22 protein-coding genes and 1 pseudogene are annotated in these 23,141 nt (G+C 61.8%); 7 read left to right on the top strand and 16 right to left on the bottom strand.

The window, feature by feature from the left end:
• Positions 1–107 precede the first annotated feature (107 nt).
• The gene (locus ACVWVP_RS23090; RefSeq protein WP_457408221.1) at positions 108–806 is read right to left on the bottom strand and encodes a hypothetical protein; all 699 of its coding nucleotides are present in this window, start codon (positions 804–806) and stop codon (positions 108–110) included.
• Positions 807–1,090: 284 nt separating this feature from the next.
• Here ACVWVP_RS23090 and ACVWVP_RS23085 point away from each other — a divergent pair, with 284 nt between their 5' ends.
• From ACVWVP_RS23085 to ACVWVP_RS23070, 4 genes are read left to right on the top strand one after another with little or no spacing between them, the layout of a single operon-like run.
• A complete protein-coding gene (locus ACVWVP_RS23085) occupies positions 1,091–1,939 on the top strand; it encodes a hypothetical protein (protein WP_178924040.1) in 849 nt (282 codons plus the stop codon).
• 30 nt (positions 1,940–1,969) lie between these two features.
• Positions 1,970–2,848 carry a c-type heme family protein gene (locus ACVWVP_RS23080; RefSeq protein WP_178924038.1) on the top strand — a complete coding sequence of 293 codons (879 nt, stop codon included), beginning with the start codon at positions 1,970–1,972 and terminating at the stop codon, positions 2,846–2,848.
• Positions 2,849–2,858: 10 nt separating this feature from the next.
• Positions 2,859–4,298 (top strand): serine/threonine-protein kinase, encoded by a 1,440-nt coding sequence (locus ACVWVP_RS23075; RefSeq protein ID WP_457408218.1) that lies wholly within the window; start codon positions 2,859–2,861, stop codon positions 4,296–4,298.
• Positions 4,295–5,110 carry a PP2C family protein-serine/threonine phosphatase gene (locus ACVWVP_RS23070; protein WP_178924034.1) on the top strand — a complete coding sequence of 272 codons (816 nt, stop codon included), beginning with the start codon at positions 4,295–4,297 and terminating at the stop codon, positions 5,108–5,110. The genes ACVWVP_RS23075 and ACVWVP_RS23070 overlap by 4 nt, the downstream gene beginning before the upstream one ends.
• Positions 5,111–5,116: 6 nt before the next feature.
• Here the strand turns inward: ACVWVP_RS23070 and ACVWVP_RS23065 are convergent, their stop codons facing one another.
• The gene (locus ACVWVP_RS23065; RefSeq protein WP_178924032.1) at positions 5,117–5,512 is read right to left on the bottom strand and encodes a carboxymuconolactone decarboxylase family protein; all 396 of its coding nucleotides are present in this window, start codon (positions 5,510–5,512) and stop codon (positions 5,117–5,119) included.
• 235 nt (positions 5,513–5,747) lie between these two features.
• Here ACVWVP_RS23065 and dkgB point away from each other — a divergent pair, with 235 nt between their 5' ends.
• A complete protein-coding gene (gene dkgB / locus ACVWVP_RS23060) occupies positions 5,748–6,566 on the top strand; it encodes a 2,5-didehydrogluconate reductase DkgB (RefSeq protein ID WP_457408215.1) in 819 nt (272 codons plus the stop codon).
• On the opposite strand, the gene ACVWVP_RS23055 is transcribed toward dkgB, so the two are convergent.
• The 6 genes and pseudogenes from ACVWVP_RS23055 to ACVWVP_RS23030 all read right to left on the bottom strand — a co-directional run bounded on the left by ACVWVP_RS23055 (position 6,563) and on the right by ACVWVP_RS23030 (position 13,459).
• A complete protein-coding gene (locus ACVWVP_RS23055) occupies positions 6,563–6,985 on the bottom strand; it encodes an ANTAR domain-containing protein (RefSeq protein ID WP_178924029.1) in 423 nt (140 codons plus the stop codon). The two genes, dkgB and ACVWVP_RS23055, sit on opposite strands and share 4 nt — an antisense overlap.
• 134 nt (positions 6,986–7,119) lie before the next feature.
• The gene (locus ACVWVP_RS23050; RefSeq protein ID WP_457408213.1) at positions 7,120–10,728 is read right to left on the bottom strand and encodes a transporter substrate-binding domain-containing protein; all 3,609 of its coding nucleotides are present in this window, start codon (positions 10,726–10,728) and stop codon (positions 7,120–7,122) included.
• 6 nt (positions 10,729–10,734) lie between these two features.
• On the bottom strand, positions 10,735–11,361 hold the full coding sequence (locus ACVWVP_RS23045) for a response regulator transcription factor (protein WP_178924027.1): 627 nt from the start codon (positions 11,359–11,361) through the stop codon (positions 10,735–10,737).
• Between the two features lie 300 nt (positions 11,362–11,661).
• Positions 11,662–12,378, bottom strand: a complete 717-nt coding sequence (locus tag ACVWVP_RS23040; protein ID WP_176997577.1) for an MgtC/SapB family protein — start codon at positions 12,376–12,378, stop codon at positions 11,662–11,664.
• A gap of 583 nt (positions 12,379–12,961) precedes the next feature.
• Positions 12,962–13,093 (bottom strand): annotated as a pseudogene (locus ACVWVP_RS23035) (GNAT family N-acetyltransferase); the annotation flags it as partial.
• A gap of 21 nt (positions 13,094–13,114) precedes the next feature.
• A complete protein-coding gene (locus ACVWVP_RS23030) occupies positions 13,115–13,459 on the bottom strand; it encodes an FKBP-type peptidyl-prolyl cis-trans isomerase (RefSeq protein WP_178924025.1) in 345 nt (114 codons plus the stop codon).
• A gap of 209 nt (positions 13,460–13,668) precedes the next feature.
• On the opposite strand from ACVWVP_RS23030, the gene ACVWVP_RS23025 reads away from it, so the two are divergent.
• Positions 13,669–14,556: a nitrilase family protein gene (locus ACVWVP_RS23025; RefSeq protein WP_457408210.1), complete on the top strand. Its 888-nt coding sequence runs from the start codon at positions 13,669–13,671 to the stop codon at positions 14,554–14,556.
• Between the two features lie 36 nt (positions 14,557–14,592).
• Here the strand turns inward: ACVWVP_RS23025 and ACVWVP_RS23020 are convergent, their stop codons facing one another.
• From ACVWVP_RS23020 to ACVWVP_RS22985, 8 genes are all read right to left on the bottom strand, one after another.
• Positions 14,593–15,213 carry a transglycosylase SLT domain-containing protein gene (locus ACVWVP_RS23020; protein ID WP_457408207.1) on the bottom strand — a complete coding sequence of 207 codons (621 nt, stop codon included), beginning with the start codon at positions 15,211–15,213 and terminating at the stop codon, positions 14,593–14,595.
• Between the two features lie 141 nt (positions 15,214–15,354).
• Complete coding sequence (locus ACVWVP_RS23015; protein WP_457408206.1) at positions 15,355–15,816, bottom strand: RidA family protein; 462 nt, start codon at positions 15,814–15,816, stop codon at positions 15,355–15,357.
• Positions 15,813–16,697 (bottom strand): PhzF family phenazine biosynthesis protein, encoded by an 885-nt coding sequence (locus tag ACVWVP_RS23010; RefSeq protein WP_178924017.1) that lies wholly within the window; start codon positions 16,695–16,697, stop codon positions 15,813–15,815. Before ACVWVP_RS23010 ends, ACVWVP_RS23015 begins: the two co-directional genes overlap by 4 nt.
• The gene (locus ACVWVP_RS23005; RefSeq protein WP_457408204.1) at positions 16,694–17,734 is read right to left on the bottom strand and encodes an ABC transporter substrate-binding protein; all 1,041 of its coding nucleotides are present in this window, start codon (positions 17,732–17,734) and stop codon (positions 16,694–16,696) included. The genes ACVWVP_RS23010 and ACVWVP_RS23005 overlap by 4 nt, the downstream gene beginning before the upstream one ends.
• Positions 17,735–17,759: 25 nt before the next feature.
• Complete coding sequence (locus tag ACVWVP_RS23000) at positions 17,760–18,524, bottom strand: ABC transporter permease (protein ID WP_178924013.1); 765 nt, start codon at positions 18,522–18,524, stop codon at positions 17,760–17,762.
• Positions 18,521–19,339, bottom strand: coding sequence for an ABC transporter ATP-binding protein (locus ACVWVP_RS22995; RefSeq protein WP_259174455.1), 819 nt, complete (start codon positions 19,337–19,339; stop codon positions 18,521–18,523). Before ACVWVP_RS22995 ends, ACVWVP_RS23000 begins: the two co-directional genes overlap by 4 nt.
• Before the next feature lie 259 nt (positions 19,340–19,598).
• The gene (locus tag ACVWVP_RS22990; RefSeq protein ID WP_457408200.1) at positions 19,599–20,402 is read right to left on the bottom strand and encodes a helix-turn-helix domain-containing protein; all 804 of its coding nucleotides are present in this window, start codon (positions 20,400–20,402) and stop codon (positions 19,599–19,601) included.
• A gap of 85 nt (positions 20,403–20,487) precedes the next feature.
• Entirely contained in the window at positions 20,488–21,456 is a 969-nt protein-coding gene (locus ACVWVP_RS22985; protein ID WP_259174454.1) for a hypothetical protein, read from the bottom strand.
• Positions 21,457–21,632: 176 nt separating this feature from the next.
• Here ACVWVP_RS22985 and ACVWVP_RS22980 point away from each other — a divergent pair, with 176 nt between their 5' ends.
• A complete protein-coding gene (locus ACVWVP_RS22980; protein WP_178924005.1) occupies positions 21,633–23,123 on the top strand; it encodes a helix-turn-helix transcriptional regulator in 1,491 nt (496 codons plus the stop codon).
• Positions 23,124–23,141: the final 18 nt, after the last annotated feature.

Genomic DNA, 23,141 nt, shown 5'->3' with positions numbered 1-23,141 from the left:
GGATCCATCAGTAGTCGATCGCGGCGGGTTGTCAGCGTCTGCAGGATGAACAACCGACCTGAAGTATTTATTCCCGATTTTTTCCAGACCCGGCGAAAACGCCTCGCCTACCAGACCTCCACCTTCAGCTCCGCACGTTGGCTGGCGGGCATCGGCAACGGCTTGCCGCTGTGCACCACGCCATGTCGCGGCGATTCACGCTTGAGGTTCGGCACCGGTATCCGCCCCCCGCCGCGCACGGTTTGCGCCCCATTCATCTGGAACTTGCCGTACGCAAAGTTCAGCCCCACGCCGTTCTGGCGCTGGAAGTAAATCCACCAGCGGCCCTCTTCGAACTTCATGAAGGCAAAGCTTCGTGGGTAGGCATCCTCGCCATAATCATCGAACGTCATTGCGGTGGCGAAACCCAGGCCATGCCCATCAAAACGGCTCAGGTACTCCTTGTTCAGGTAATCGCTGCCGCCCTGCACATGGAACACCCGGTAGGTGGTGTCGTCGATGTGGTCGATCAAGATCGAACAACCGCTGAAATCCGGCGTGAACACGTAGCCGGTCGCGCCAGGGTTGGCAGGAATGTCACAGAAACTGCCCTGGGGCACCCAGTGCCCCATCAGCGGCCGCTCGACCTTGCCGTACTCCCCCGGTTTATCCAGGGTCGCCAGGCGAAAGCCACCGGCTTTGTGATCGTTGACGTCAAACACATTCAGGCCGGCAACCAACCCGGAAGGAATACGCTTGGCCGTCATGAAGTTCTGTTGCAGAAAGGTCTTGGTGGATGAAAACGCGTTCATGCATTTAGTGGACATAGGGGCTCCGGGCAGAGGGCCAAGCAGTTGGAAAACGCAGGCGTGTCGCCGCTTCTTGAACAGCGTTCGAATCACGGGAAACCATCAAAAGAACACCCTCCCCCGACGCTTTATTCCATGATTTCGCTTAATCGAAATCAGCGATTTCCATGCAGATAATTGTCTTCTTCCTTCGCCCTTCCAGCCGGTAGCCTTCGGCCCTGCGATGCCTTGCGCACGCATGAACACCGGCTGTACCCACAGCATCGGTGCCTGACCCCAAGTGTTCGATAGATGGCGCCAACGTGAAGAAACTTTCGATTGCCCTACTCCTCACCAGCCTGCTGCCCCTTGCGCTGGCACACGCGGCGCCGGCCAGCATTGCCGTGATCGCCTACGCGGAAAAACCGCTGAAGCTGATCCGCGCCACTGCGCTGTATACCGTCGGCCCCGGCACCCGCCTGCAAGGTGGCGACATCCTGCAAACCGGCGCCGCCGGCATACAGATAGAAGGGTTCGCCGCAGCGACCCTGGCACTCGGGCCCGACACGCGCATCCTCATTGCGACCAACAGCAATGCCGCGCAGATCAACCTGCTCAATGGCTGGTTGAAGCTGCAACCCGTCGCGGGCAATAGCCACGGGAACCTGGCAGTCACCACCGGAGGGCTGGCGTTCAACCTCACCGGCAGCGCCAGCGTGATCCATGTAGGCAAGCACCAGACCGAGATGTTCGTCGAGGACGGCAGCCAAGTGGTCAACCAGCTCGACAACCGTGGCAAGGCCGACCGCAGCGTCACCCTGGGCCACGAAGACTTTGCCCAGCGCGACGGCGACGGGCCGCTCAGGAGTGTGCCGCGCCCCGAACAGGCGTTTATCGACGCCTTGCCGCCCCAGTTCCTCGACCCATTGGTGCCCCTCGGCAAAAAGGTTCCCAAGGCGGCTGAGCCGAAAAAAGAGCGCGACGTCACCTATGACGACATCGCGCCCTGGGTGGTCAGCCCGCTGAACCTCAGCCAGCAGATGCTCGCCAGCCGCTTTGCCCCGCGCCTGAACGACCCGGCGTTCCGCCAGGCGGTGAAGGTCAACCGCGGCGGCGTGCTGGAGTGGGAGCTGGAACTGCTGCGCCTGGAGCGCCGCAAGAATGCGCACTGATCCTCACCACGCCTGTACCTGAAGGTCCTTATGAAACTGTCGCTCGCGGTCAAATTCAACGTGGTGTTCCTGGCGGTGTTCATCGTCGGTTTTATCGCCACCAGCCTCTCCACGAACTACATGCTGCAGCAGAGCGCGCGCCGGGAAACCCTGGAGACTGCACGCATGCTGATGCGCTCGGCCTCGGCCGCCAGCACCTACACCGCCGAGCAGATCGTGCCGCTGCTGGAGAACCGCCTGAAGTTCCAGTTCCTGCCGCAGTCGGTGCCGGACTTCGCCGCCATTTCGCACCTGCAGGAGCTGCTCAAGTCCTACCCGGACTACGCCTACAAGGAAGCCACCCTCAACCCCACCAACCCACGCGACCTAGCCAATGACTGGGAAAAAACCCTGATCAACAGCCTGCGCAGCCAGCCGCAGACAGACGAGATGGTGGGCGAACGCACCGACGACAAAGGCGCCGCGCTGTACATCGCGCGGCCGATCCAGATCAAGGACGGGGCTTGCCTGGCGTGCCACAGCACACCCGAGGCGGCGCCGAAAACCATGGTCGACATCTACGGCGCGAGCAACGGCTTTGGCTGGAAGCTCAACGACACCATCGGCGCACAACTGGTCACCGTGCCACTGGACCTGCCGCTGCAACGGGCCAGGAGCCTGCTGCACAGCTACATGCTGTCGATGCTGGGGATTTTTGCCGTGCTGTTCGTGGCCTTGAACGTGGCGGTGCACCTGTTTGTCACCCGTCGCCTGCGGCAGATGTCGGCGCTGGCCGACCGGGTCAGCCTGGGTGAAACCGACGTGCCACCCATGGACGTCAGCGGCAGCGACGAATTGGCACGCCTGGGCCAGTCATTTGGCCGCATGCGCACCAGCCTGGTCAGTGCCATGAAGATGCTTGAGGAATAGGTTCGCGATCATGCTTGAACAACTTGGCAAGTACCGCATCGACAGCGTACTCGGCAAAGGTGCCATGGGCACGGTGTACAAGGCGTTCGACCCGAACATCGCGCGTACCGTGGCGCTCAAGACCATCCGCAAGGAACTGTTCGGCGACAGCCAGCACGCCGAGCTGGTCAGCCGTTTCAAGAATGAGGCCCAAGCGGCCGGCCGCCTGATGCACCCCAATATTGTCGGCGTGTACGACTATGGCGAGGATGAAGGCTCGGCGTACATCGCCATGGAGTTTGTCGAGGGCACGCCGCTCAACACCTTGCTCGCCGCCCAGACGCCCCGCGACCTGAGCCACAGCCTCGGCTGGATGCTCCAACTGTTGTCTGCCCTGGAATACGCCCACTCCAAAGGCGTGGTGCACCGCGACATCAAGCCGGCCAACCTGCTGATCACCGCCGATGGCCAGGTCAAGGTCACCGACTTCGGCGTCGCTCGCCTGGACTCTTCTACCCTCACCCAAACCGGTTCGATGATCGGCACGCCCAGCTACATGTCGCCGGAGCAGTTCTGCGGTGAGTTGATCGACGGCCGCTCCGATGTGTTTTCCGCCGGGATCGTGCTGTACCAATTGCTCACGGGCGAGCGGCCGTTCTCGGGCTCCGCCACCATGGTCATGCAGCAGATCCTCAACCAGACGCCCGTGGCACCGTCGAGCCTCAACCTGGCGCTGGACCCGGCGCTGGATGCCGTCATCGTGCGCGCCCTGGCCAAACGTCCGGCCGAGCGCTACCCCTCGGCCCAGGCGTTTCTCGACGACCTGGAAGCCCTGCTGGGCACGGCGACCGGCACCTGGACCAACGCCGAAATCGACGATGACCGCACCGTCTTGATCCGCCCCAACCAGCCCCTGAGCAGTGGTGTTACTCCACTGCCAACCGGCACGGCGGCAATCACTGAAGCGGTGGAAACCCTGACGCCCTGGAAGCTTGCGGTGATGCCGGAACTGGAGTCGCTGCTGTCCCACCAGATCGGGCCGCTGGCACGCTTCCTGGTGCGCAAGAGCCTCAACGGTGCAGATGACTTCGACGCCATCTGCGCGGCACTGCTGCCCCACATCCCTTCCGAGCGTGGCCGGGAACAGTTCGCCAGTGCCAGCCAGTCGCTGTTCCTGCGCCTGAACCCGCCGACCGCGCCTGTGGAGCCACCCCGTGAACCCACGGCGATCGAGCCGCCCACCGAGGTCACCCGCACCACCGAAACAGTGCCCGCGCCCCTTGACCCGGCCTTCTCGCAGATGGCCGAAAAGCGCCTGGCCGTGCTGATTGGCCCCATCGCCCGCATTGTGGTCAGCCGCGCCGCGCGGGCCACTTCCTTGCGCCAACCGTTCCTGCAACTGTTGGCCGAGCACATTGAGAGCGAGGCCCAGCGCCTGGCATTCCTCACCAGCTTCGAGTCTCTCCCATGACCGATACCCCACTCAGCGCCTGCGGGCCTCATCAACTGGCCGCGGCGGTTGCCTATGGGGTCAGTGATGTCGGTTCGGTGCGCCAGAGTAACGAAGACAACTTTCTGGTGGAGCCCGCCCTGGGCCTGCTCGCCGTGGCCGACGGCATGGGTGGCCACGAGGCCGGCGCCCTGGCCAGCGCCGAAGCGTTGATCAGCCTGCGCGAGGCCCTCAAGGTTCACAGCGTCGACCCGGCCCACGATGGCCTCGACCCTGACGCCACCTGGTCCGACCCGCAGATGCAAGCCGCCAGCCTATTGCACAACGCCATCGACCAGGTGAACCAGTGCGTCTACCAGCAAAATGTGGCCCGCCACATGAGCGAAGGCAGCGGCATGGGCACCACCCTCACCGGCGTGTGGCGCCCGCAGTTGGCCGGGCCATTACTGGTGTTCCACGTGGGCGACAGCCGCCTGTACCGCTACCGCGAGGGCGAACTGAGCCTGCTGACCCGCGACCAGACCTGGTACCAACAAGCCCTCGAAGCCGGCAAAGTGGACCGGCTGCCGGCGCGCAACCTGTTGCTGCAAGCCATCGGCCCCGGCCCCCGGGTCGAACCCCAGGTGCGCGTACACCCGGTGCAGCCCGGCGACCTGTTGATGCTGTGCAGTGACGGCCTGCACGGCTGCGTGCCGCACCAGGAAATGCTCCAGGTCCTCGCCGTTGCCCGGCGCGACACGCTGGACACCGCGTGCCGTCGGCTGGTCAATCTCACCCGCGAGTACGCCGGGCGCGATAACGTCACGGTATTGTTGGGGTGGTTCGACCGCTGAGTGGCCTCACGGCAACTTGAACGCCTCGTCCACCGGCACGCGGTAGCCGGTGGCCAGGCGGTTGGTTTCGTTGGCCATGCCGACCACCGCCTGCAACTCGCCAAACATCTCATCGGTCATGCCGGCCTTGCGCGCAGCAGCGGTGTGGGACGCAATGCAGTACGGGCAGTTGTTGGTCACGCTCACGGCCACATAGAGCAACTCCTTGGTCAGCGGGTCGAGTGCGCCCGGCGCCATGATCTCCTTGAGGCTTTCCCAGGTGCGGCGCAAGGTCGGCGGGTGCGCGGCCAGGCATTTCCAGAAGTTGTTCACCTGCTCGACCTTGCGCGTTTGCATGATGTCGTCGTAGACCGCGCGCACTTCGGGGCTGGCATCGGCGTATTCGGTGAGGTGTTGGGTCATGGCATATCCAGGGTGAAGGGAGAGTGTTCTGGAATACCGCGCAGCAGCGGTGGCTGGCAAGTGAAGCCGACAACGCCGACCTGACAAAGCTGATGAACGGTCATGTGGATGTTCAGAGAGAACACTGGCCATTCGTGATTTGCAGTAAAGAGTCCTTTTCGGGTTCGGCGGTTTTTCCGAAGGAACGACGGGCGGATACTCGACTCCATTGTTCACACCCCTCCAGGAGTTACCGATGTCTACCCCTAAGCACGCAGTTCCCGCCTTTGGCCTTGGTACCTTTCGCCTGCAAGGCCAAGTGGTCATCGACTCGGTGATCACCGGCCTGGAACTGGGCTACCGCGTCATCGACACCGCGCAGATCTATGAAAACGAAGCCGATGTCGGCCAGGCCATTGCCAACAGCGGCATCCCACGCAGCGAGCTGTTCCTCACCAGCAAGATCTGGATCGCCAACTTCGCCGAAGGCCAGTTGATCCCCAGCCTCAAGGAAAGCTTGCGCAAACTGCAGACCGATTACCTTGACCTGACCCTGATCCACTGGCCGTCGCCTGAGGACCAAGTGCCCGTGGCCGAGTTCATGGGGCAATTGCTGGAAGCCAAGCGTCTGGGCCTGACCCGTGAAATCGGCATTTCCAACTTCACCATCGACCTGATGAAACAAGCGATCGCCGCCGTGGGTGCCGAGAATATCGCCACCAACCAGGTCGAACTGCACCCCTACCTGCAAAACCGGAAAGTGGTGGATTTCGCCACAGCCAACGGCATCCAGATTACCTCCTACATGACCCTGGCCTACGGCGAAGTGCTGAAAGACCCGGTGATCCAGCAGATCGCCGAACGCCATCAAGCCACCCCGGCGCAGGTCACCCTGGCCTGGGCGATGCAGTTGGGCTATGCAGTGATCCCGTCGTCGACCCAACGGGCCAACCTGGAGAGCAACCTCAAGGCGTTGCAACTGACCTTGAGCGCCGCCGACATGGCGCAGATCGCCGGCCTGGAACGTGGCCACCGCCTGACCAGCCCCAAGGGCATCGCGCCAAAGTGGGACTAGGCCCCGGCCACCGGCTGGCGGGACAACTCCCGCAGCCACGGCAACACCCGCAGGCCCGTATTGGCCTGCGGCGGGTCGATGATATCCATGAAATGTTCGAGGTTGATGTTGTCCGGCACGCCGGGCAGCCGCACAAGTACGGCCGGCGTTGCACCGGCCGGTGCCGCCAGGTCGAGGTGATCGTAGACCAGCACATGGCGAACCTGGGGTTGCGGCCCGCAGGTATGGGCGGCGAGCCCCGCGTTGATGATGAGCACATCAAAGGGCTCGGCAGGGATGGCCGTCAGAATCTGGACTTCGTCGAACGTTTGCACCGGGACGATCCGGTGATACCCCAACTGGTTGAGCATTTTCTCGATGTACAAGCGTTGCAGATGCTGTTCATCGGCAATCAGGATAGTCAGTGCTTTGTTCGGCATGGCAAACCCCTGGGCAGGCAGTGCTCGTCAGTGAGCGAGGCCCATTTTCCAGACATATCCCGCAGACAAAATCAGGCTTGTTCCCCCTTCATGTAGGAGTTCTCCCAAAACTCCCCAATACCCCTCAACCACGATCACGCCTGATTGCAGTAATGGCTCAGGCTGTGATGCAACTCATCGAGGGCCACCCTCAACTCATCGACCACGGCGCCCAGGCGTTCGCGTTCCTGCTGCTCGCAGGTGGCCTCCAAGGTTTCGCAACAGGTGATCAATCCCTGCGCCTTGACCATCCGCGCGCCGCCCTTGATGCGATGGGCAAGGTCATGCAGCTTGGCAAAGTCAGTCTTGCGTTGCAGCACTGGCAACAGGGCGCGGTCGGCGCCCAGGCTGTCGAGCAGTGGCTTGAGCAACTCGTTGAGGGCCGCAGGGTCGTCCCCCGTCAATGCAATCAATGCACCGAGATCAAACCCGGCTGCAGGCTCGGCCTCTGCAACCGTGCAGGCGGCCAGGGCTGCGCGCAGGTCATCCAGGCCTGTGGGTTTGAACAGGCAGCCATCCATGCCCGCGGCACGGCAGCGCTCGGTTTCCTCGGGCTGGGCGTTGGCGGTAAACCCCAGCAGCAGGCAAGGCGACAAGCCTTTTTCACGTTCCTGGGCACGAATGTCCTGGGCGAGCTGGTAACCATTTTTCAGGGGCATGTTGCAGTCGGTGATGACACAGTCGAAGTGTCCCGCCTGCCAGCGTTCAAGCCCTTGCACCCCCTCTTCTGCAGCAGTAATGCGGTGCCCCAGGAAGCTCAATTGCCGCGCCAGCAACAAACGGTTGGCCGGGTAGTCATCCACCACCAGGATGTTCAATACCCGTGCCGGTGGAAGGTGCGACTCCGGCACAGCAAGCGGTGCCGGCAAGTCCGTCGTAAGGGCCAGCGCCAACTGCACATCAACCCGCGTGCCTTGCCCCAGCACACTGCTCAGGTGCAACTGCCCGCCCATCATTTTGCACAGGCTGCGACTGATCACCAGCCCGAGGCCCGAGCCACTGCGTACCGATTGTTCGTTGTTGCTGCCCTGGATAAACGGGTTGAACAACCGCTGCTGGTCCTGTGCACTGATGCCAATCCCCGTGTCCTGCACCCAAAGCCTGAGTGTCAACTGCTCGCCGTCCAACGTGCCGGTCGCCCCCAACATCACCTGGCCCTTGGCAGTGAACTTGATGGCATTGCTCAGCAGATTGGACACCACCTGCTTGAACCGCAGCGGGTCGACCATGACCGCACGCTCAAGCAGTGGATCCAGTTCCACCTGCAAGACCAGGCCCTTGGCCCGCGCCAGGCCCTCGAACACACGCGCCACCGAGGCCAACTGTTCGTGCAGGTGGGTGGGTTCCAGCGTCAGGGAAAGGTGATCGGATTCTATCCGCGCAATGTCGAGAATATCGCCGATCAACTCCAGCATACCGCGCGAGGCGACCGAGGCCACTTCCAGCGCATCGCGGTCTGCCCGGCCTTGTTCGGCATTTTTCAGGGCCAGCTCGATCATGCCGATCACCGCGTTCATCGGCGTGCGTATCTCATGGCTCATGGTTGCCAGGAAGGTGGTCTTGGCGCGGTTGGCCGCGTCGGCGTCCTCCTTGGCTTCCTGTACCTGGCGCAACAGCCGCTGGCGCTCACTCACATCCACCCAGCCGGCGATCATACCAACCACCTTCTCGTCGCCATCACGGTACGGCAGCATCCACTGGTAGATGGTCAGCACGTCACCGGTGGGCAACTTGAGTATCCGGTCGTGGATCTGCGGCTCGCCCGACGCCATCAACCGCAAGTAGTCCTCATGGAACGATCGGGCCTGCGGCAGGTTACCGGTGTCGGTCTCCACCACGGTCTTGCCGATCACGTCTTCCAGCTTGAAACCGAACACATCGAGATAAGCGTTGTTGCAGGCCATCAGCCGCCCCTGGCGGTCCCGCACGTAAATCGGATGAGGCGTGCCGTCGATCAAAACGCTCATGAAACGCATCTGGTCGCTCAACGCCCGCTCGGCCTGCACACGCTTGCGGATCAGGTTGCGCAGATACATCGCCCAGCCCAGGGCAAGCAGCAGCAACAACGCCGCCAGGCCGAAGCCTTGCAGGATCGCATCGCGATGACGCAACCAGTAGCTTTCTTCGATGATGACCTCACTGCGCCAGTGGTTGGTCAGCTCATCAAGCTCCTCAGGCGGGATACTCAGCAGCGCCTTGTCGAGAATCGAATACAACTCCAGCTGGCTACGGTTGACGCCGAAGGTGATACGCGCCGGTTCGGTGCCGACGGTGCTGGTGATCCGCAGGCGGTCACCGTAGTTCCGCGCGACCATGTAGCGTGCGCTGATGAGCGACAGCACCGTTGCATCGGCCCCCCCGGTGGCAACCTGCGCCATGGCCTGCTCCGGATTCTCGACGTCGACAAACGCAATGCCTGGATAATCCAGGGCTATCTGCGCAGCCAGGCTGTTTCCTCCAATGAATGCAAGACGTTTGCCAGACATGTCTTCCAGGGTAACCGTTTGCTTGTCGTCGTCGCGCACCACCAAAACGTACGGATTGGACAGATAGGGCCGAGTGAAACGGATCTTCTCGGACCGTTCGACACTGGGTGTGATCACCGCAACCATGTCTGCGCGGCCCGTGTTGACGTCGTCAATTTGTTGCAGCAGCGAACTGCCTGGCACCACATCGAACTTCAGGCCGGTGCGCAGACTGATCCGCGACAACACCTCGGCGCTAAGTCCTTCGAATTGCCCTTGTTCGTTGAAAAATGACAGCGGGACGAATTTGTCGAGGACCGCCACCTTGAGCCTTGGGTGTTTCTCCAGCCAGCGCTGTTCATTGGTGCTCAAGCGCAGCCGGTCAGCCTCCAGATAGCCGCCGCCGGCACTCCATCGGCGCAGGATTTCCATTTGCTGGTTGGCCGGAATCACCGCCAATGCCGCGTTGATAATGTTCAGCAGCCGTGTGTTGTCACGGTTGAAAGCAAAGCCAAAGGGGTTTACCTCCAAGGAGGAAAAGTCCGCCATGCGCACGTTGTTCAGATGATTCTTGTTGATCAGGTAACGGCTGCTGATGGCGTCCCCGAGGTACACGTCCGCCTGGCCGAACGCCACGGCGCCGATGGCTTCGAAGGTCGAACCAAACAATTGCAGATGGGCTTTGGGGTAGAAGGCCTGCACGGCATCGGGCTGCATGTAGTGATACAGCATGGCTACGCGCTTGCCGGCAAGGTCGGCGCTCAGCGCCTGGCTGTCGCTGGAACGGGTGACCAACGTCGGCTGATCGTTGGCATAGGAACGCGACAGCACCAACTGCGGGTCGACCGCCTCATACCCATTGGCCGAGCCGACAAAATCCACGGCACCCCGCTTGAGTGCATCGATCACTTCATCGCGTGTGTCATAACGACGAACGTCGACCGTGATGTTCAAGGCCTGGGCGATCAGCGCCGCATAGTCGGCCGTGATGCCCTCGAGTTCGTCGTTATTGTTGCTCAGGTCGAAGGGCGCGTAGTCGGGAGCGGACACGCCCATCAACAAGGTGCGCCGCTCCCGCAACCATCGTCCGTCAGCCTCGCCCAGTGACACGGAGCCCCCATCAAGGCTGGAGTGTCCGAGTAAACGCAAATGCTGGGGGTCGTCCAGGGCCATCGCCATCATGGGCAACAACCCCACCAGCAGGATCGGGCCCCATCTCAGCAGCCGGGGGGTGGTCATATCAGATCAGATCAGATGATTGCGCTGGGCGAACTTGGACAAATGCACGATCGATGACATGCGCAACTTTTCCTTGAGGCGTGTCTTGTAGGTGCTGATGGTCTTGTGGCTGAGCAGCATGTCCTCGGCGATCTCCTTGTTGCCCAAGCCCAAGGCGAGTTTTTGCAACACAGTCAGCTCGCGGTCCGAGAGCGCGTCCACCAGCTCCTGCTCGCTGGACTGCAAATCGTCTCGGCGTACCGAACTGGTCGGCAGGCTGGGAAAACAGCTATAGCCGGACATCACAGCCTTGATGGCTTTTTGCAGCTCATCCAGCTCACCGGTCTTCGCGACAAACCCCATGGCGCCAGCGCGCATGCAACGGGTCGAAAAGAACACCGCCAGGTAGGAGGTCAATACCAGGATTTTGCAAGGGAGGCCCAGGGCCTTGATCCGGCTGATCACTTCCAACCCACCCAGCTTGGGCATTGCCAGGTCGAGGATGATCAGATCCGGGCGCTCCTCGCGAGCGATCTGCATGGCATCGGCGCCATTGCCCGCTTCGTATAGGGTATCGAAGCCTTCTTGCTTCAGCAGAAAACGGACAGTGGCACGGATAAACGGATGGTCATCCACAATTAACGCTTTGCTCATATGACTCCCCTAGGAGGATCGGAACACTTACATATCAAGCGGGTCCCATCTACCTGTGAAAAGTAACAGTTCCGACAACCGGTACTGATTACTCTGCGTGACAACTCAGGCAGTTGGGCCCCTCCATTTGAAAAACACGACAACCACGTAAAGCCGCACCTTGGGTCCTGAACAGGCGCAAGCGCGCAACCTTAACAACGGAATGTCATTTCAGATGAAGGGATAATCCCGAACACATGTAGGACTTTTCCTCACATAAGCATAGCCAGCTTTACCAAGGCAAAGCCGGCCCCCAGGGGATTAGTCGGTAGTACTCGGGCTCCAGAAGGCCTGAACCACCAGGGTCGACGTGGAGATACGCGCCACCAGCGCATCCAGCTCGTCGCCGTCCACGGAGGTGACCGCAAGGGTCGCCTCGATCTCCACTTCTTCAGTGCCAAACGGCCGAACGTCTACGTCACTGGCCGGATAGTTGCACCGCGCCAGCTCAGCCTCCAGCAAAGCCAGGACCGCCTTCTGCTGGGTACGCCGGGCAATGACATAAAGAATGTTGGTGACCTCTGCCGATACCACGTCCAATGGCTGGCGGTTGATGTTGTTGACGATCGGGCGTAGCAGCGTATTGGCCGCCAGCACAAACAGCGTCCCCAGCAACGCTTCGAGAATCAGGTCGGCCCCCGCACACGCCCCCACCGCTGCCGAGGCCCAGAGGGTGGCAGCAGTATTGAGCCCGCGCACATTGCCTTCTTCGCGCATGATTACACCGGCACCGAGAAAACCGATGCCCGATACCACGTACGCCACCACGCGTACCGCGCCTTCTGCACCACCGAGCCGATTGGCCATGTCCACAAAGATCGCCGCGCCCACCGCCACCAACACATTGGTGCGCAAGCCGGCCGTGCGCTGGCGGTACTGGCGTTCGAAACCGATCAGGCCACCGAGGATAAACGCGGCGGTGAGGCTGACCAGGGTATCGACCAGGGAATTGAGGTTGATGTTGTTGATTGCTTGCATGGATAGTGCTCCTGACGACGGGCTGTCCTTGTGAACACGGCCCTTGCCTGCCAGCTTGACTGGCAATTGTGAAAATCCATCCAGCCAGGTACAACCGGCTGCACCGCACCCGATAAACAGGCAAGGTCAGCTCGGCCCGCCCACCGTAAAAGGCAAGCGTGTCCGTAGCATCCCGATTGGCATCAGGTGCTGGTCAGCGTCAAATGAGAGGGGCTCAAAGCAGGTGCCCGGACGGGCCACTGCGGGATGCCGCTTCTCGCTCTTTCAGGCGAGACAACGGCATCGGAAGAATGCGCGTTACCTTGCCAAGTTGGTGCCGGTTACCGAAACCGGCCGACGACTGTCACTCGAACAAGTACCCACTGAGGGTCTCCGCTATTGATAAAAACGCCCGCAGCTTACGCCCCGAAGCCAGGTGAGTAAACCGTAGGAAAAAGTACCGCCACTGTATAAGCCCGTTCTTCAGGGTAAGTTCAGGAAAACTATCTGACACAACCGCTGTGGACGCTGGTTTGCCAGCGATCGCGGCCTGCCAGAAATAAAATCAGCGCCTGACACGCTGCCATCGCCGGCAAGCCGGCTCCTACAAGGGCGGTGCCCAGTCCGGTCGGTCGCGCTCGACTCGCGCCAGGTAATCATCAACCTGCCCGTCGGCCAGTGCCTTGACCTGAATGGACACGGTGTTCACCTGCCGCCCCATCGTGATGCCTTCCCGCGGCGTCCATGTCCACCCCCCTCAATCGTCCCGTGTCAGTACTTCCAGCAACTCGATCTCGAAACGCAGATTGCTGTTGGGCTTGATGTGCGCCCCCATCGAACGCTCGCCGTAGGCCAAGTGCGCAGGCACAAACAAGGTGCGCACACCGCCGACCTGCATGCCTATCAAGCCCTGGTCCCAGCCCTTGATCACCCGCCCGGTGCCGATCACACACTGGAACGGCTTGCCACGCTCCCAGGAGGAATCGAACACCGTGCCATCTTCCAGCGTGCCGGTGTATTGAGTGGTGATCAGTGCTCCCTTGACCACGGCTTTGCCGGTGCCGGGGCGGATGTCGGTGATTTGGAGTTCTTCGGTGCTCATAGGGTGCTCGTAAACGTTACAAAGGGTGGGGTTTTCCCAGAACTGGGCGGGTTTGGCAAGGGCGAGAAGAGTCAGACCCGCAACCGGCTTGAGCGGCCAAGGGCGAGATCAGTGGGGAGCCAACTGACAACGTAAACGGAAGCACCTGATTTACGTCTCGCCGCCCGATCACCTTTTATGTAGAGCAGTTCCCATAAGAGTCCCCTGTCATGAACCCAGCTACCAGCCCTGTCCGTGTTTCTGTCGTGCAATTTGATCCCCAGGTCGGAACGGAACATCGCAACGCCAACCTTCGACAATGCCTTGCACTTGCAACAGAAGCTGCAAACGGCGGCGCCACGCTGATTGTGCTTCCCGAGCTTTCAAACTGTGGTTATTTCTTTGCCAGCCGCCAAGATGCCTTTGATCATGCCGAAGCCGTTCCAAGCGGGAGAAGCGTGCAGGCCTGGATCGAATTTGCTTCCCTGCACCGGGTATATCTGGCAGCAGGCCTCAACGAACGCGACGGCATGCAGTTGTTCAACACCAGCGTCCTGATCGGACCGAACGGTTTTATCGGCAAGTACCGCAAAGCGCATCTCTGGAACCTGGAAAAACTCTGGTTCACACCCGGAGATACCGGCTTTCCAGTCTTCGATACGCCCATTGGGCGTATCGGCATGCTTATCTGCTGGGACATCTGGTTTCCCGAAGTTGCGCGCATTCTCAGCCAGCAAGGCGCCGATATCATCTGCAGCCTGAACAACTGGGTATGGACCCCTCCCCCGTTGTTTGACGAAGCCGGCAAGTGCATGGCGTCCTACCTGACCATGACAGCAGCCCACGTCAATAACGTGTTCATCGCCGCAGCCAGTCGAATCGGTGAAGAACGCGACTCACGTTACCTGGGGTGTTCGCTGATTGCCGGGACCAATGGCTGGCCCATTGGCAAAGTGGCGTCGGCCAACCGACAGGAGATTCTGTTTGCCGACATCGACCTCAGTCACACACGCAGTGCGCCCATCTGGAACAGCCTTAACGACTTGCAAAGGGATCGGCGCATTGACCTTTATGATCAGACACTTGGATACGCTAAACACCCAGCACTCCCGCGCTAAGCAAAAGCAGCAAGCCACAGGGGCAGTTTCAGCACCTCACAACCACCGCCAAAACCGACTCCAGAACCCCCGCCCCAAATCACCCTTGCACCCTGCGTACTGCGCCGCGTACATCTGCGAGCGCGCCTGCACCTTGCTTGCCACCGGCGGCAACCAGGCTTTGCTGGCGTAGGTGCGCTGGCGGTAGCCGCCCCAGCCTTCGTGGTAGTTCAGGTATTGGCCGTAGGCGTCGTACTTGTAGACGCCGTTGATGGTGTAGGTCTTGTCCATGTACCAGCCGACGAAGTCGATGGCATCGTCGAAGTCCTGGCGGCTGGCGCCGGTGCGGCCGGTGCTCTTGCGGTAGTCGTTCCACACTTCATCCTTGGCCTGGGCGTAACCGGACGCGGTGGACACGCGACCCCAGGGGATGATCCACAGCAGGTATTTGCGCGGGGTCTTGGCGTCCTGACGGAAGCCTGACTCCTGATACATGATCGCGAACGGTACCTGGATCGGCACGCCCCAGCGCTTTTGCGTGACTTTGGCGGCGTCGTACCAGTCGTCCTTTTCGCGGAAGATACCGCAGAGGTCATTGGGTGTACGTGGCGGCGAGGTGCCGCACGCCACCAGCATTGAGGTGAGTAGTAATAGTCCGACGGCTTTGCCTGCGCTCAAGGGGCACCTTTGCGAGATACGCGTAAAAGGCCCGCATTCTGCCACAGGACCGGTAGGAGCCGGCTTGCCGACGATGGCGGTGTTTCAGTCAGCACGTCGGTGCCTGTTTGATCGCTATCGCCGGCAAGCCGGCTCCTACAGTTATGCGTTGGGTTTCACAGCAGCGACAACCTCCAGCTCCAGCAGGCCGCCACTGGGCAGGCCCGCCACGCCCACCGCCGAGCGTGCGTGCCGGCCGCACTCGCCAAACACGTCGATCAACACCTGCGAAGCACCGTCGACGACTTTGGAGAAGTTCTGGAAACCTTCCCCGCCGTACACAAAGCCACGCACGAATAAAATGCGCTCGATGTTCTCCAGGCCCACGGCCTGGTCCAACACGCTCAGGGCGCGCAGTGCGCAGGTTTGCCCAGCGTGCAGCACGGTTTGCGGCGGCGTCTGGTCGGTCACCGGGCCGCTGATCACGCCCTCACCCACTCGGCAAACCTGGCCGCTGACATAGGCCACGCCGGCGTGGATCGTCACCGGTACGTAGTCGCCCTTGGGGCGGGGTGTCTCGGGCAGCACCCAGCCCAAGGCGGTGATTCGCTCGCGCAGGCTCATGCCGGCACCTCGGCGAATTCCACATGCCCACCCAGCCAGCAGCCCTGCACCTGTCCCGTCTCATCGCGGCGAAAGCGCAGGGAAATCTGCGACGGCCGGCCCATCGCCCGCCCTTGGCGGATATGCACCGGGCGGTCATCGGCGGTCACCAGGCCGTTTTCCAGCAAGCCGAAGGACAAGGCTGCGGCGGCGATGCCGGTAGCGGCGTCTTCCGGGTAGCCCGAGGATTTTGGGAATTGCCGTGCGTCGAACTGGCGGCCTTCCAGGTCCGACGGCGCATACGGGTACAAACCGGTGGAGCCGATGCGTTCACACAGTTGCTCCATACGGCGAAAGTCCGGCTTGAGGCTGTCCAGCACCGCCACGCTTTTCAAGGCCACCAGGGTTTTCACGCGGCTGGTGCAAGCATTCTGGATCGGCAACGGCGCCAGCTCGTTGGAAGTAATGCCCAGCACCGAGAGGATTTCGGCCTCTACCAGCGGGTCATTCAAGGCTTCGACCTGGCCCTTGGGCTGGCTGATCTCCACCTGGATCTGCGGCGTTCCCGCGTCGGTTATCCGTGCGTCGACGCGCCCGCTCTGGGTCCAGAGTGCCAGGCGGTCCTTGTGCAACATGCCCAGTTGATCCAGCAACCACACCGCGCCAACGGTGGCATGGCCGCACATTTCCATCTCATGGTTGGGCACCCAGAAGCGCAGGGCAAAATCAAAATCGCTGCCGGCCGGCGCGGCAAACACAAAGCCGCACTCATGCCCGTAATCGCGGGCGACCTGCTGCATATCGGCATCGCTCATGCCATCGGCCACCGCCACGGTGGGGGCCGGGTTGCCGCCACGAGAGGTGGCGGGGAATACATTGACCAGATGAACCTCGGGCGTCATTTCGCCTCTCCCTTGAGGGTGGAAACTGTCGGCGCCACAGCGTCGACGATGGAATTGGTGTAGACCTGCTGCGCATCGAGTGACACAGGCTCGTTCTCAACCGCGTTCATGAAACTGATGTTCTTTACGACACCGTCTTTTTCGATGCGCGGCGTCGCCGGGTAGGACGGCAACGAGGCGGTCCAGGCGGCATCAAAGATCGCCGCGTCGGTATGGGCGAAGTACGGGCGCACCGATTCGCGGGCCTTGGCCGGCTCGGTGGCGATCAGGTGTTCGGCCTTCCACAAGGCACGCACCAGCTTTTCAGCGGTCGGCTTGTTGGCGCTCAACCAGTCTTCACGGGCAATCATCGCGGTGAACAGGAAACCGTCCAGCGGCTTGTATTCACCCTTGGCCAGGTCCATCAACACAAAGCCGCCTTGCTGCGCGGCAGTGGTGATGGTCGGTGGCGACAGCGAAAAGCCGTTGATGCTGCCCTGGGAAAACGCCGCCAGCATGTTCGGTGCGCCGCCGATGGGCATGATGGTGAAGTCTTTGTCCGGGTTCAAACCGGCGTCCTTGGCCAGGTAGCGCACCAGCATATCGGTGGTGCTGCCGGGGCCGGTCACGCCGATCTTCAAGCCCTTGAGCGCCTGGGCACGGGCCGACACCGGCGAGGTGGCCGACACCCCGGCCTTGTGCGCCGACTCACCGTCGATCACCACGGTGCTGCCGAACTGGGTCTGCACGGCGGCGAAGGCCTGCACATTCTGACCCTTGCTGCGAGCGCGCACCGCCACCGCAGGCAAGCCGACGTAGGCATCGGCATCGCGGCCCAACACGGCGGTCAGCGCGGCCGAGCCGCCTTTTTGAAACACGATCACGTCCACATTCAGGCCTTCTTCGGCGAAGTAGCCCTGCTTCTGCGCGACGTAGATCGGCACATACAGGAAGCCTTCGCTGGGGAATGCGAGGGTGACTTTGGTGAGGTCCTGGGCCTGGGCAGCCGGCAGGAAAGCGGCGCACAACAGGCTGGCAAACACGAAACGTTTAAGCATGATCAAGCTCCACGACTAAAGGGGGTTAAACCGCAACTTCACGTTCCGCTTCATTGGCTTTCCAGGGCATGAGCTTGCGCTCGGCCAGCTTCACCGCAGTATTGAGGATCAGGGCCAGGGCGATGATGCCCGCCAGCGCGGCGAACACGCCGGCGGTGTCGAACTGCGAGGCGGCGTCGGACAGCAAGTAACCCAGGCCACGGTTGGCGGCGATGATCTCGCCCACCAGCGCTCCGATCAGTGCATAGGGCACCGACAAGCGCAGGCCGGTGAACACCCAGGTGAACGCCGACGGGATCACCACCATGGTCAGCAGGTCGCGCTCCTTGGCGCCCATCAGGCGCAGGATCGTCAGTTGCTCACGGGACACGTTGCGCACCCCGCTGTAGGTGTTGAGAAACACCAGGAAGAACACCACGGCGGCGGTCAGGATCACTTTCATCGGCAAGCCGATGCCAAACCAGAGGATGAACAGCGGCGCCAGCGCCACCTTGGGCAGGCTGTAGAACGCGGTGAGAAACGGGTCGAGGATATCCGCCAGCACCTTCGCCCGGCCCAGCACCAGGCCTGCGATCAAGCCCGCGAGGGAACCGAAGAAAAAGCCCAGTACGGCTTCCAGTGTGGTGATGCCGGCGTGGTAGAAAAACACCCCGTTCAACAGGATTTTCCACAGGCTCTGCGCCACGGCCGAGGGGCGGCTGATGAAGAACTCCACGCCGAACCAGCGCGACACGCCCTCCCACAGCAGCAGCAGGAACACCAGGAACAACACGCGATAAACCTGGATCATACGACCTCCAGTGAGTGAGCCAATGAAGCGGGATCGGCCGCGCCGGCGACGTCTGGCGCGAGGCGTTTCCACAGTTCGGCGCAGAGCGCCACGTAGCGCGGATCGGAGCGCAGTTGCACGAGGTTGCGCTCGCCCGTCAGGGGGATGTCGAGCACATGGTCGATGGTGCCCGGGCGCCCGGCGAACACCACGCAGCGGTCGGCCAGGGCGATCGCTTCGTCGACATCATGGGTCACGAACAGCACGGTCTTGTTCAGCTTGCGGCAAAGACGCAACAGTTCGGTTTGCAGGGTCAGACGCATCTGCGCATCGAGGGCGCCGAAAGGTTCGTCCATCAGCAGGGTTTCCGGGTCGCTAGCCATCAAGCGCGCCATGGCCGCACGTTTGCGCATGCCACCGGAAAGCTGGTTGGGGTAGCTTTCGCCAAAGCCGGTGAGGCCCACCAAGGCCATCAGCTCTTCGACCCGCGCGTCGATCTGCGCCTTGGGCACGCGGCGAATCTGCAACGGCACCGCGATATTGCCGGCCACGGTGCGCCAGGGCAGCAGGTGGTCGGCCTGGGTCATGTAGCCCACCCGCGTGTTCACGCCTTTGACCTCGGCGCCGTCGTAATGCACCTGGCCTTCGGTGGGCCCGAACAGCCCGGCCGTCATGTTAAGCAAGGTGGATTTGCCACAGCCCGACGGGCCGACCAGGGTGATGATTTCACCGCGCTGCACCTGCAGCGACACATTGCGTACGGCCACAAAATGGCGGCCCTCGACCTTGAAGCTTTTTTGCACGCCTGAGAATTGAATAAAGGGTGTTGCGCTCACCGCCCCTCCTCGTCCGGTACGCCGGACTTGTTCGTTGTTGGTGAACAGAGGATGAACGGATGACAGATTTGTGGCGCACGGGATCGGGCCGGATCACGCGCGGGATTGGGCCATCGATTGCTGGAAATCTAACTGCATGAACCGAATCAACTGTGGGAGCTGGCTTGCCTGCGATAGCGGTGGTGAATGACATACCGCTATCGCAGGCAAGCCAGCTCCCACAGGGTCCAGTGGTGTTAAGGCGATTATTGAGGAAGGGTCAGGCGCGGCGCCATTCATCCGGGGAAACGCCCACCACCCGGCGAAACACATGGGCCAGGTGCGAAGGCGATTCATAGCCGACGCTGTTGGCCACCTCCAGCACCGACATGCGCGTGTGTCGCAGCAGGGTTTGCGCACGTTCCAGGCGCAGGCGCTGGACATAGGCCAACACCGTTTCGCCCGTATGCTGGGCAAACAAGCGGGTCAGGTGCCGGCGCGACATATGGAACACCGCCGCGATTTCATCCAGCCCCGGCGCATGTTCAAGGTTGCCCTCCACATAGGCCTTCACATCGCGCACCAGCATGGCGCCGTGACGCTCGGTGGAGGAGCGTTGCAGGCTCGGTTGGCTGAGGGAAATCGCCAGGCATTCGAGCAGCAGCAAGTGGTCGGCCTGGGCCAGTTGGCGGCTTCGGTCCACATACGGGTCGGGCTGGCTGAAGGCTTTTTTCGCCAGCAGCAAATGGTGCAGCGGCGCGGAGGTTTGCCAGATGCCCAGGGTGGGCACGCGCAACAGGCGATTGGCGTCCCCGGACAAGTCGCGCAGCGCGTAGTGCATGTAGTCGGGGTCGACGTAGAACGCCAGGTGGCCCTGGCTGGCGGTGAGTGACGAGGAGGAATGGCTGCACTGCGGCGGCACCAGCACGAACTGGCGGTCGACCACCGACGTGCTACGCCCGCTGTCTTCGTCCTTGAAGCGCAGCAAGCCGTGCTCGGGCACCATCAACATGAACTCGTCATGGGCATGGGCCGCGGTTTCATAGGCACCATTGGAATTGAAGACGCTGTAGATATCACGCATCGCCAGGGACTGCCGGTGGGGGTGTGAACCCTGACACTAGCATGTTTGGTGCCAGTGAAAAGCAGCATCCTTGCTGCAAACCCTGTTAAGCCAGCGGTACCCGACGGGTTGTCAGCGCTGTGCGCCCTACGAAGAAACTCAAGGCCGCGCCCAGCAACAACATGGCCAGGGTGCTCCAGGCCGCGCGGGAGAGCTGTTTGGCGGCCACATCGGCGGCTTCACGGGCCTTCTGTTCAGCCTGCTGTTTCAGCTCATCGACCTTCTGCATGGCTTGCTGATACGCCTGGGCATAGTTGTCGACGATCTGGGTTGCCTCCTCCTTACTCTTGCCGGTACGGGCCGCCACGATGTTCACCAGAGCATCTTTGTCCGCAGCGTTCAAGGCCGGCTCGCCGGAAGCTTTCACACGCTCGAACCACTGCTTCAACTGATCGCCCGCTTGTGCCGGGTTGGTTGCAGCCTCGGTGGCGACTTGCTTGCCGTCAGCGGCAGCCTGGTCGGTTTTTTGCTCGACGTTGGCCGGGTCCAATTCAGGCTTGCCGCTTTGCTTGAGCAAGGTGTCGAGTTGGCCTTGCAGGCTGTTCCAGTCCAGCTGGATGCCCTGCTCATTGAGCTGCTGCTTGACGCTGTCGCCAATGCCCGGCGCTGCAGCCGCGATGCCGCTACCCGCCACCGACAAACCTTTGCCGACTACATTGCCGGCCGTGCCGACTACGCTGGCCGCCAGCCCTGCCAGCAACCAAGTGGTGAGCAAGGTGGTGAGGGTCCAGGTCAGCACGCCGTGCAAGCCGCCACGATCAGGTGCGGTGCGCCCGGCGACAAACGCGCCGGCAGCAATCGCCAGCAAGGTCGAAACAAACAGCCAGATCCCGGCCCCCGTGCCAAAGCCGCGCAACGGGTTACCGGTTTCCAGCGGGTCCACTGCACTCGCGCCGATGGCAGTGCCCAGCACACTGAGCACCAGGTAGGTCACCAGCGCAATGGCACTCCCGGCCAATACCGAACTCCAGGACACGCGAAACAGCGAGCGATTAGTTTCATAGACAGTGGTCATGATCGATCCTTTGACAGTTTTTGACCGTTTCAGTCTGGCCAGCGCCCGCCCCCTTCGTCCCCGCTCAAATGCACCAGGCCGCCTGGTGCATTCGCACCCCGCCGCGGGCAATTGCTCTGCACTATCCTGAAGCCCGGGTGTCGTACCTTCCATGCGCCTCAAACCCCGGAGAACCTATGACCCAGGCCGTTCTTGCCAAAGAAACCAACCGCCGCCAACTGCAGCAAATCATCTCCGGGCTGTCCGACGGGATTATCCTTGCCGAAGTCGACCAGACCATCCTCTGGGCCAATGAGGCCGCCCTGGCCATGCACGGTGTCGAAGCCGTAATGGCCCTGGGCGCCAATACCCAGGAATACGCCGAACGCTTTGCCCTGCGCTATCGCAACAACCACCCGGTGTTGCTGGAAAATTACCCCCTGGCGCGCGCGGCCACCGGCGAGGAGTTCACCGACGTGGTGGTGGAAGTCACCCCCACCCGCGACGAAGAACGGACCTGGGTGCACCGCCTGCGCAGCCTGGTGATCACCGACTCCCATGGCGAGCCGGAATTGCTGGTGCTGATCCTCAGCGATGCCACCGAATGGGCCAGCGCCGAGCAGCGTTTCGAAAAGACCTTCAACGCCAATCCCGCCCCCGCGGTGATTTGCCGCCTCAGCGACCTGCGCTACATCAAGGTCAACCAGGGCTTCCTGGAGATGACCGGCTACAACCGCGACCAGGTCATCGGCAAATCCGTGTATGAACTGGACGTGCTGGAACAGGCCGAACGCAAGGACCTGGCCATCCAGCGCCTGGGGGAAGGCGCAACCATCCCGCAAATGCAGGCCGAGCTGCGGTTGCCCGAAGGCGGTAGCAAGCTGGTGATCGTCGCCGGCCAGCCGCTGGACATGAACGAAGAGGACTGCATGCTGTTTTCGTTCATGGACCTGGAACCCCGGCGCAAGGCGGAAATCGCCCTGCGCCAGAGCGAGGAGCGCTTTGCCAAGTCGTTCCGCCTGACACCGGTGCCCACGCTGGTGTGCGGCGCCGCCAACCGGCAGGTGGTGGATATCAACGAAGCGTTCATGAGCATTACCGGGTACACCAGCGAGGAGTTGATCGGCAAGTCCATCGAAGACATCGATTTCATCGACAGCCCCCAGGCCGGCAACCAGTTGTTCGCCACCCTGGAAAAGGCCGGCAACCTCGAAGGCCAGGACCTCAAGGTGCGCAAGAAAGGCAACGAGGTGATCGACTGTGTGGTCTCCGCCGACACCGTGATCATCCAGGACGTGCCCTGCTACCTGCTGGTGCTGATGAACATCACCGAGCGCAAGCGCTCGGAACTGGAACTGGTGGCCGCCATCGAGGAAGTGATGCAGGACGCGTCCTGGTTCAGCCAGACCTTGATCGAGAAGCTGGCCAACGCCAAGAGCGTCAACAGCCCCAACCTGCCGAACGTGGCCTTCACCGACCTCACCGCCCGCGAGCGCGATGTGCTGGGCCTGATCTGCGAAGGCCTGGCCGATAAGGAGATCGCTTCACGCCTGAAACTGGCGCCCAATACCGTGCGCAACCATGTGGCCACGGTGTACTCGAAACTGGGCGTGCACAGCCGCAGCGCGGCGATCGTCTGGGCCCGTGAACGCGGGCTGTTTGCCGGGGAACTGCGCCTCAAAAAGTAGGCACTGAAAGTGCAAATG

The sequence above is a fragment of the Pseudomonas sp. TE24901 genome, from assembly GCF_054058375.1.
This window is presented reverse-complemented; position numbering and strand designations above follow the sequence as displayed.

What these genes read in the sequence shown, in the direction of transcription:
- ACVWVP_RS23030 (WP_178924025.1), bottom strand. Translation starts at nt 13,459, where the DNA reads ATGAGCACCGAAGAACTCCAAATCACCGACATCCGCCCCGGCACCGGC.
- ACVWVP_RS23065 (WP_178924032.1), bottom strand. Translation starts at nt 5,512, where the DNA reads ATGACCCAACACCTCACCGAATACGCCGATGCCAGCCCCGAAGTGCGC.
- ACVWVP_RS23045 (WP_178924027.1), bottom strand. Translation starts at nt 11,361, where the DNA reads ATGAGCAAAGCGTTAATTGTGGATGACCATCCGTTTATCCGTGCCACT.
- dkgB (WP_457408215.1), top strand. Translation starts at nt 5,748, where the DNA reads ATGTCTACCCCTAAGCACGCAGTTCCCGCCTTTGGCCTTGGTACCTTT.
- ACVWVP_RS22990 (WP_457408200.1), bottom strand. Translation starts at nt 20,402, where the DNA reads ATGCGTGATATCTACAGCGTCTTCAATTCCAATGGTGCCTATGAAACC.
- ACVWVP_RS23075 (WP_457408218.1), top strand. Translation starts at nt 2,859, where the DNA reads ATGCTTGAACAACTTGGCAAGTACCGCATCGACAGCGTACTCGGCAAA.
- ACVWVP_RS23000 (WP_178924013.1), bottom strand. Translation starts at nt 18,524, where the DNA reads ATGATCCAGGTTTATCGCGTGTTGTTCCTGGTGTTCCTGCTGCTGCTG.
- ACVWVP_RS23010 (WP_178924017.1), bottom strand. Translation starts at nt 16,697, where the DNA reads ATGACGCCCGAGGTTCATCTGGTCAATGTATTCCCCGCCACCTCTCGT.
- ACVWVP_RS23005 (WP_457408204.1), bottom strand. Translation starts at nt 17,734, where the DNA reads ATGCTTAAACGTTTCGTGTTTGCCAGCCTGTTGTGCGCCGCTTTCCTG.
- ACVWVP_RS23025 (WP_457408210.1), top strand. Translation starts at nt 13,669, where the DNA reads ATGAACCCAGCTACCAGCCCTGTCCGTGTTTCTGTCGTGCAATTTGAT.
- ACVWVP_RS23070 (WP_178924034.1), top strand. Translation starts at nt 4,295, where the DNA reads ATGACCGATACCCCACTCAGCGCCTGCGGGCCTCATCAACTGGCCGCG.
- ACVWVP_RS23015 (WP_457408206.1), bottom strand. Translation starts at nt 15,816, where the DNA reads ATGAGCCTGCGCGAGCGAATCACCGCCTTGGGCTGGGTGCTGCCCGAG.
- ACVWVP_RS23090 (WP_457408221.1), bottom strand. Translation starts at nt 806, where the DNA reads ATGTCCACTAAATGCATGAACGCGTTTTCATCCACCAAGACCTTTCTG.
- ACVWVP_RS23040 (WP_176997577.1), bottom strand. Translation starts at nt 12,378, where the DNA reads ATGCAAGCAATCAACAACATCAACCTCAATTCCCTGGTCGATACCCTG.
- ACVWVP_RS22985 (WP_259174454.1), bottom strand. Translation starts at nt 21,456, where the DNA reads ATGACCACTGTCTATGAAACTAATCGCTCGCTGTTTCGCGTGTCCTGG.
- ACVWVP_RS23080 (WP_178924038.1), top strand. Translation starts at nt 1,970, where the DNA reads ATGAAACTGTCGCTCGCGGTCAAATTCAACGTGGTGTTCCTGGCGGTG.
- ACVWVP_RS23050 (WP_457408213.1), bottom strand. Translation starts at nt 10,728, where the DNA reads ATGACCACCCCCCGGCTGCTGAGATGGGGCCCGATCCTGCTGGTGGGG.
- ACVWVP_RS22980 (WP_178924005.1), top strand. Translation starts at nt 21,633, where the DNA reads ATGACCCAGGCCGTTCTTGCCAAAGAAACCAACCGCCGCCAACTGCAG.
- ACVWVP_RS23055 (WP_178924029.1), bottom strand. Translation starts at nt 6,985, where the DNA reads ATGCCGAACAAAGCACTGACTATCCTGATTGCCGATGAACAGCATCTG.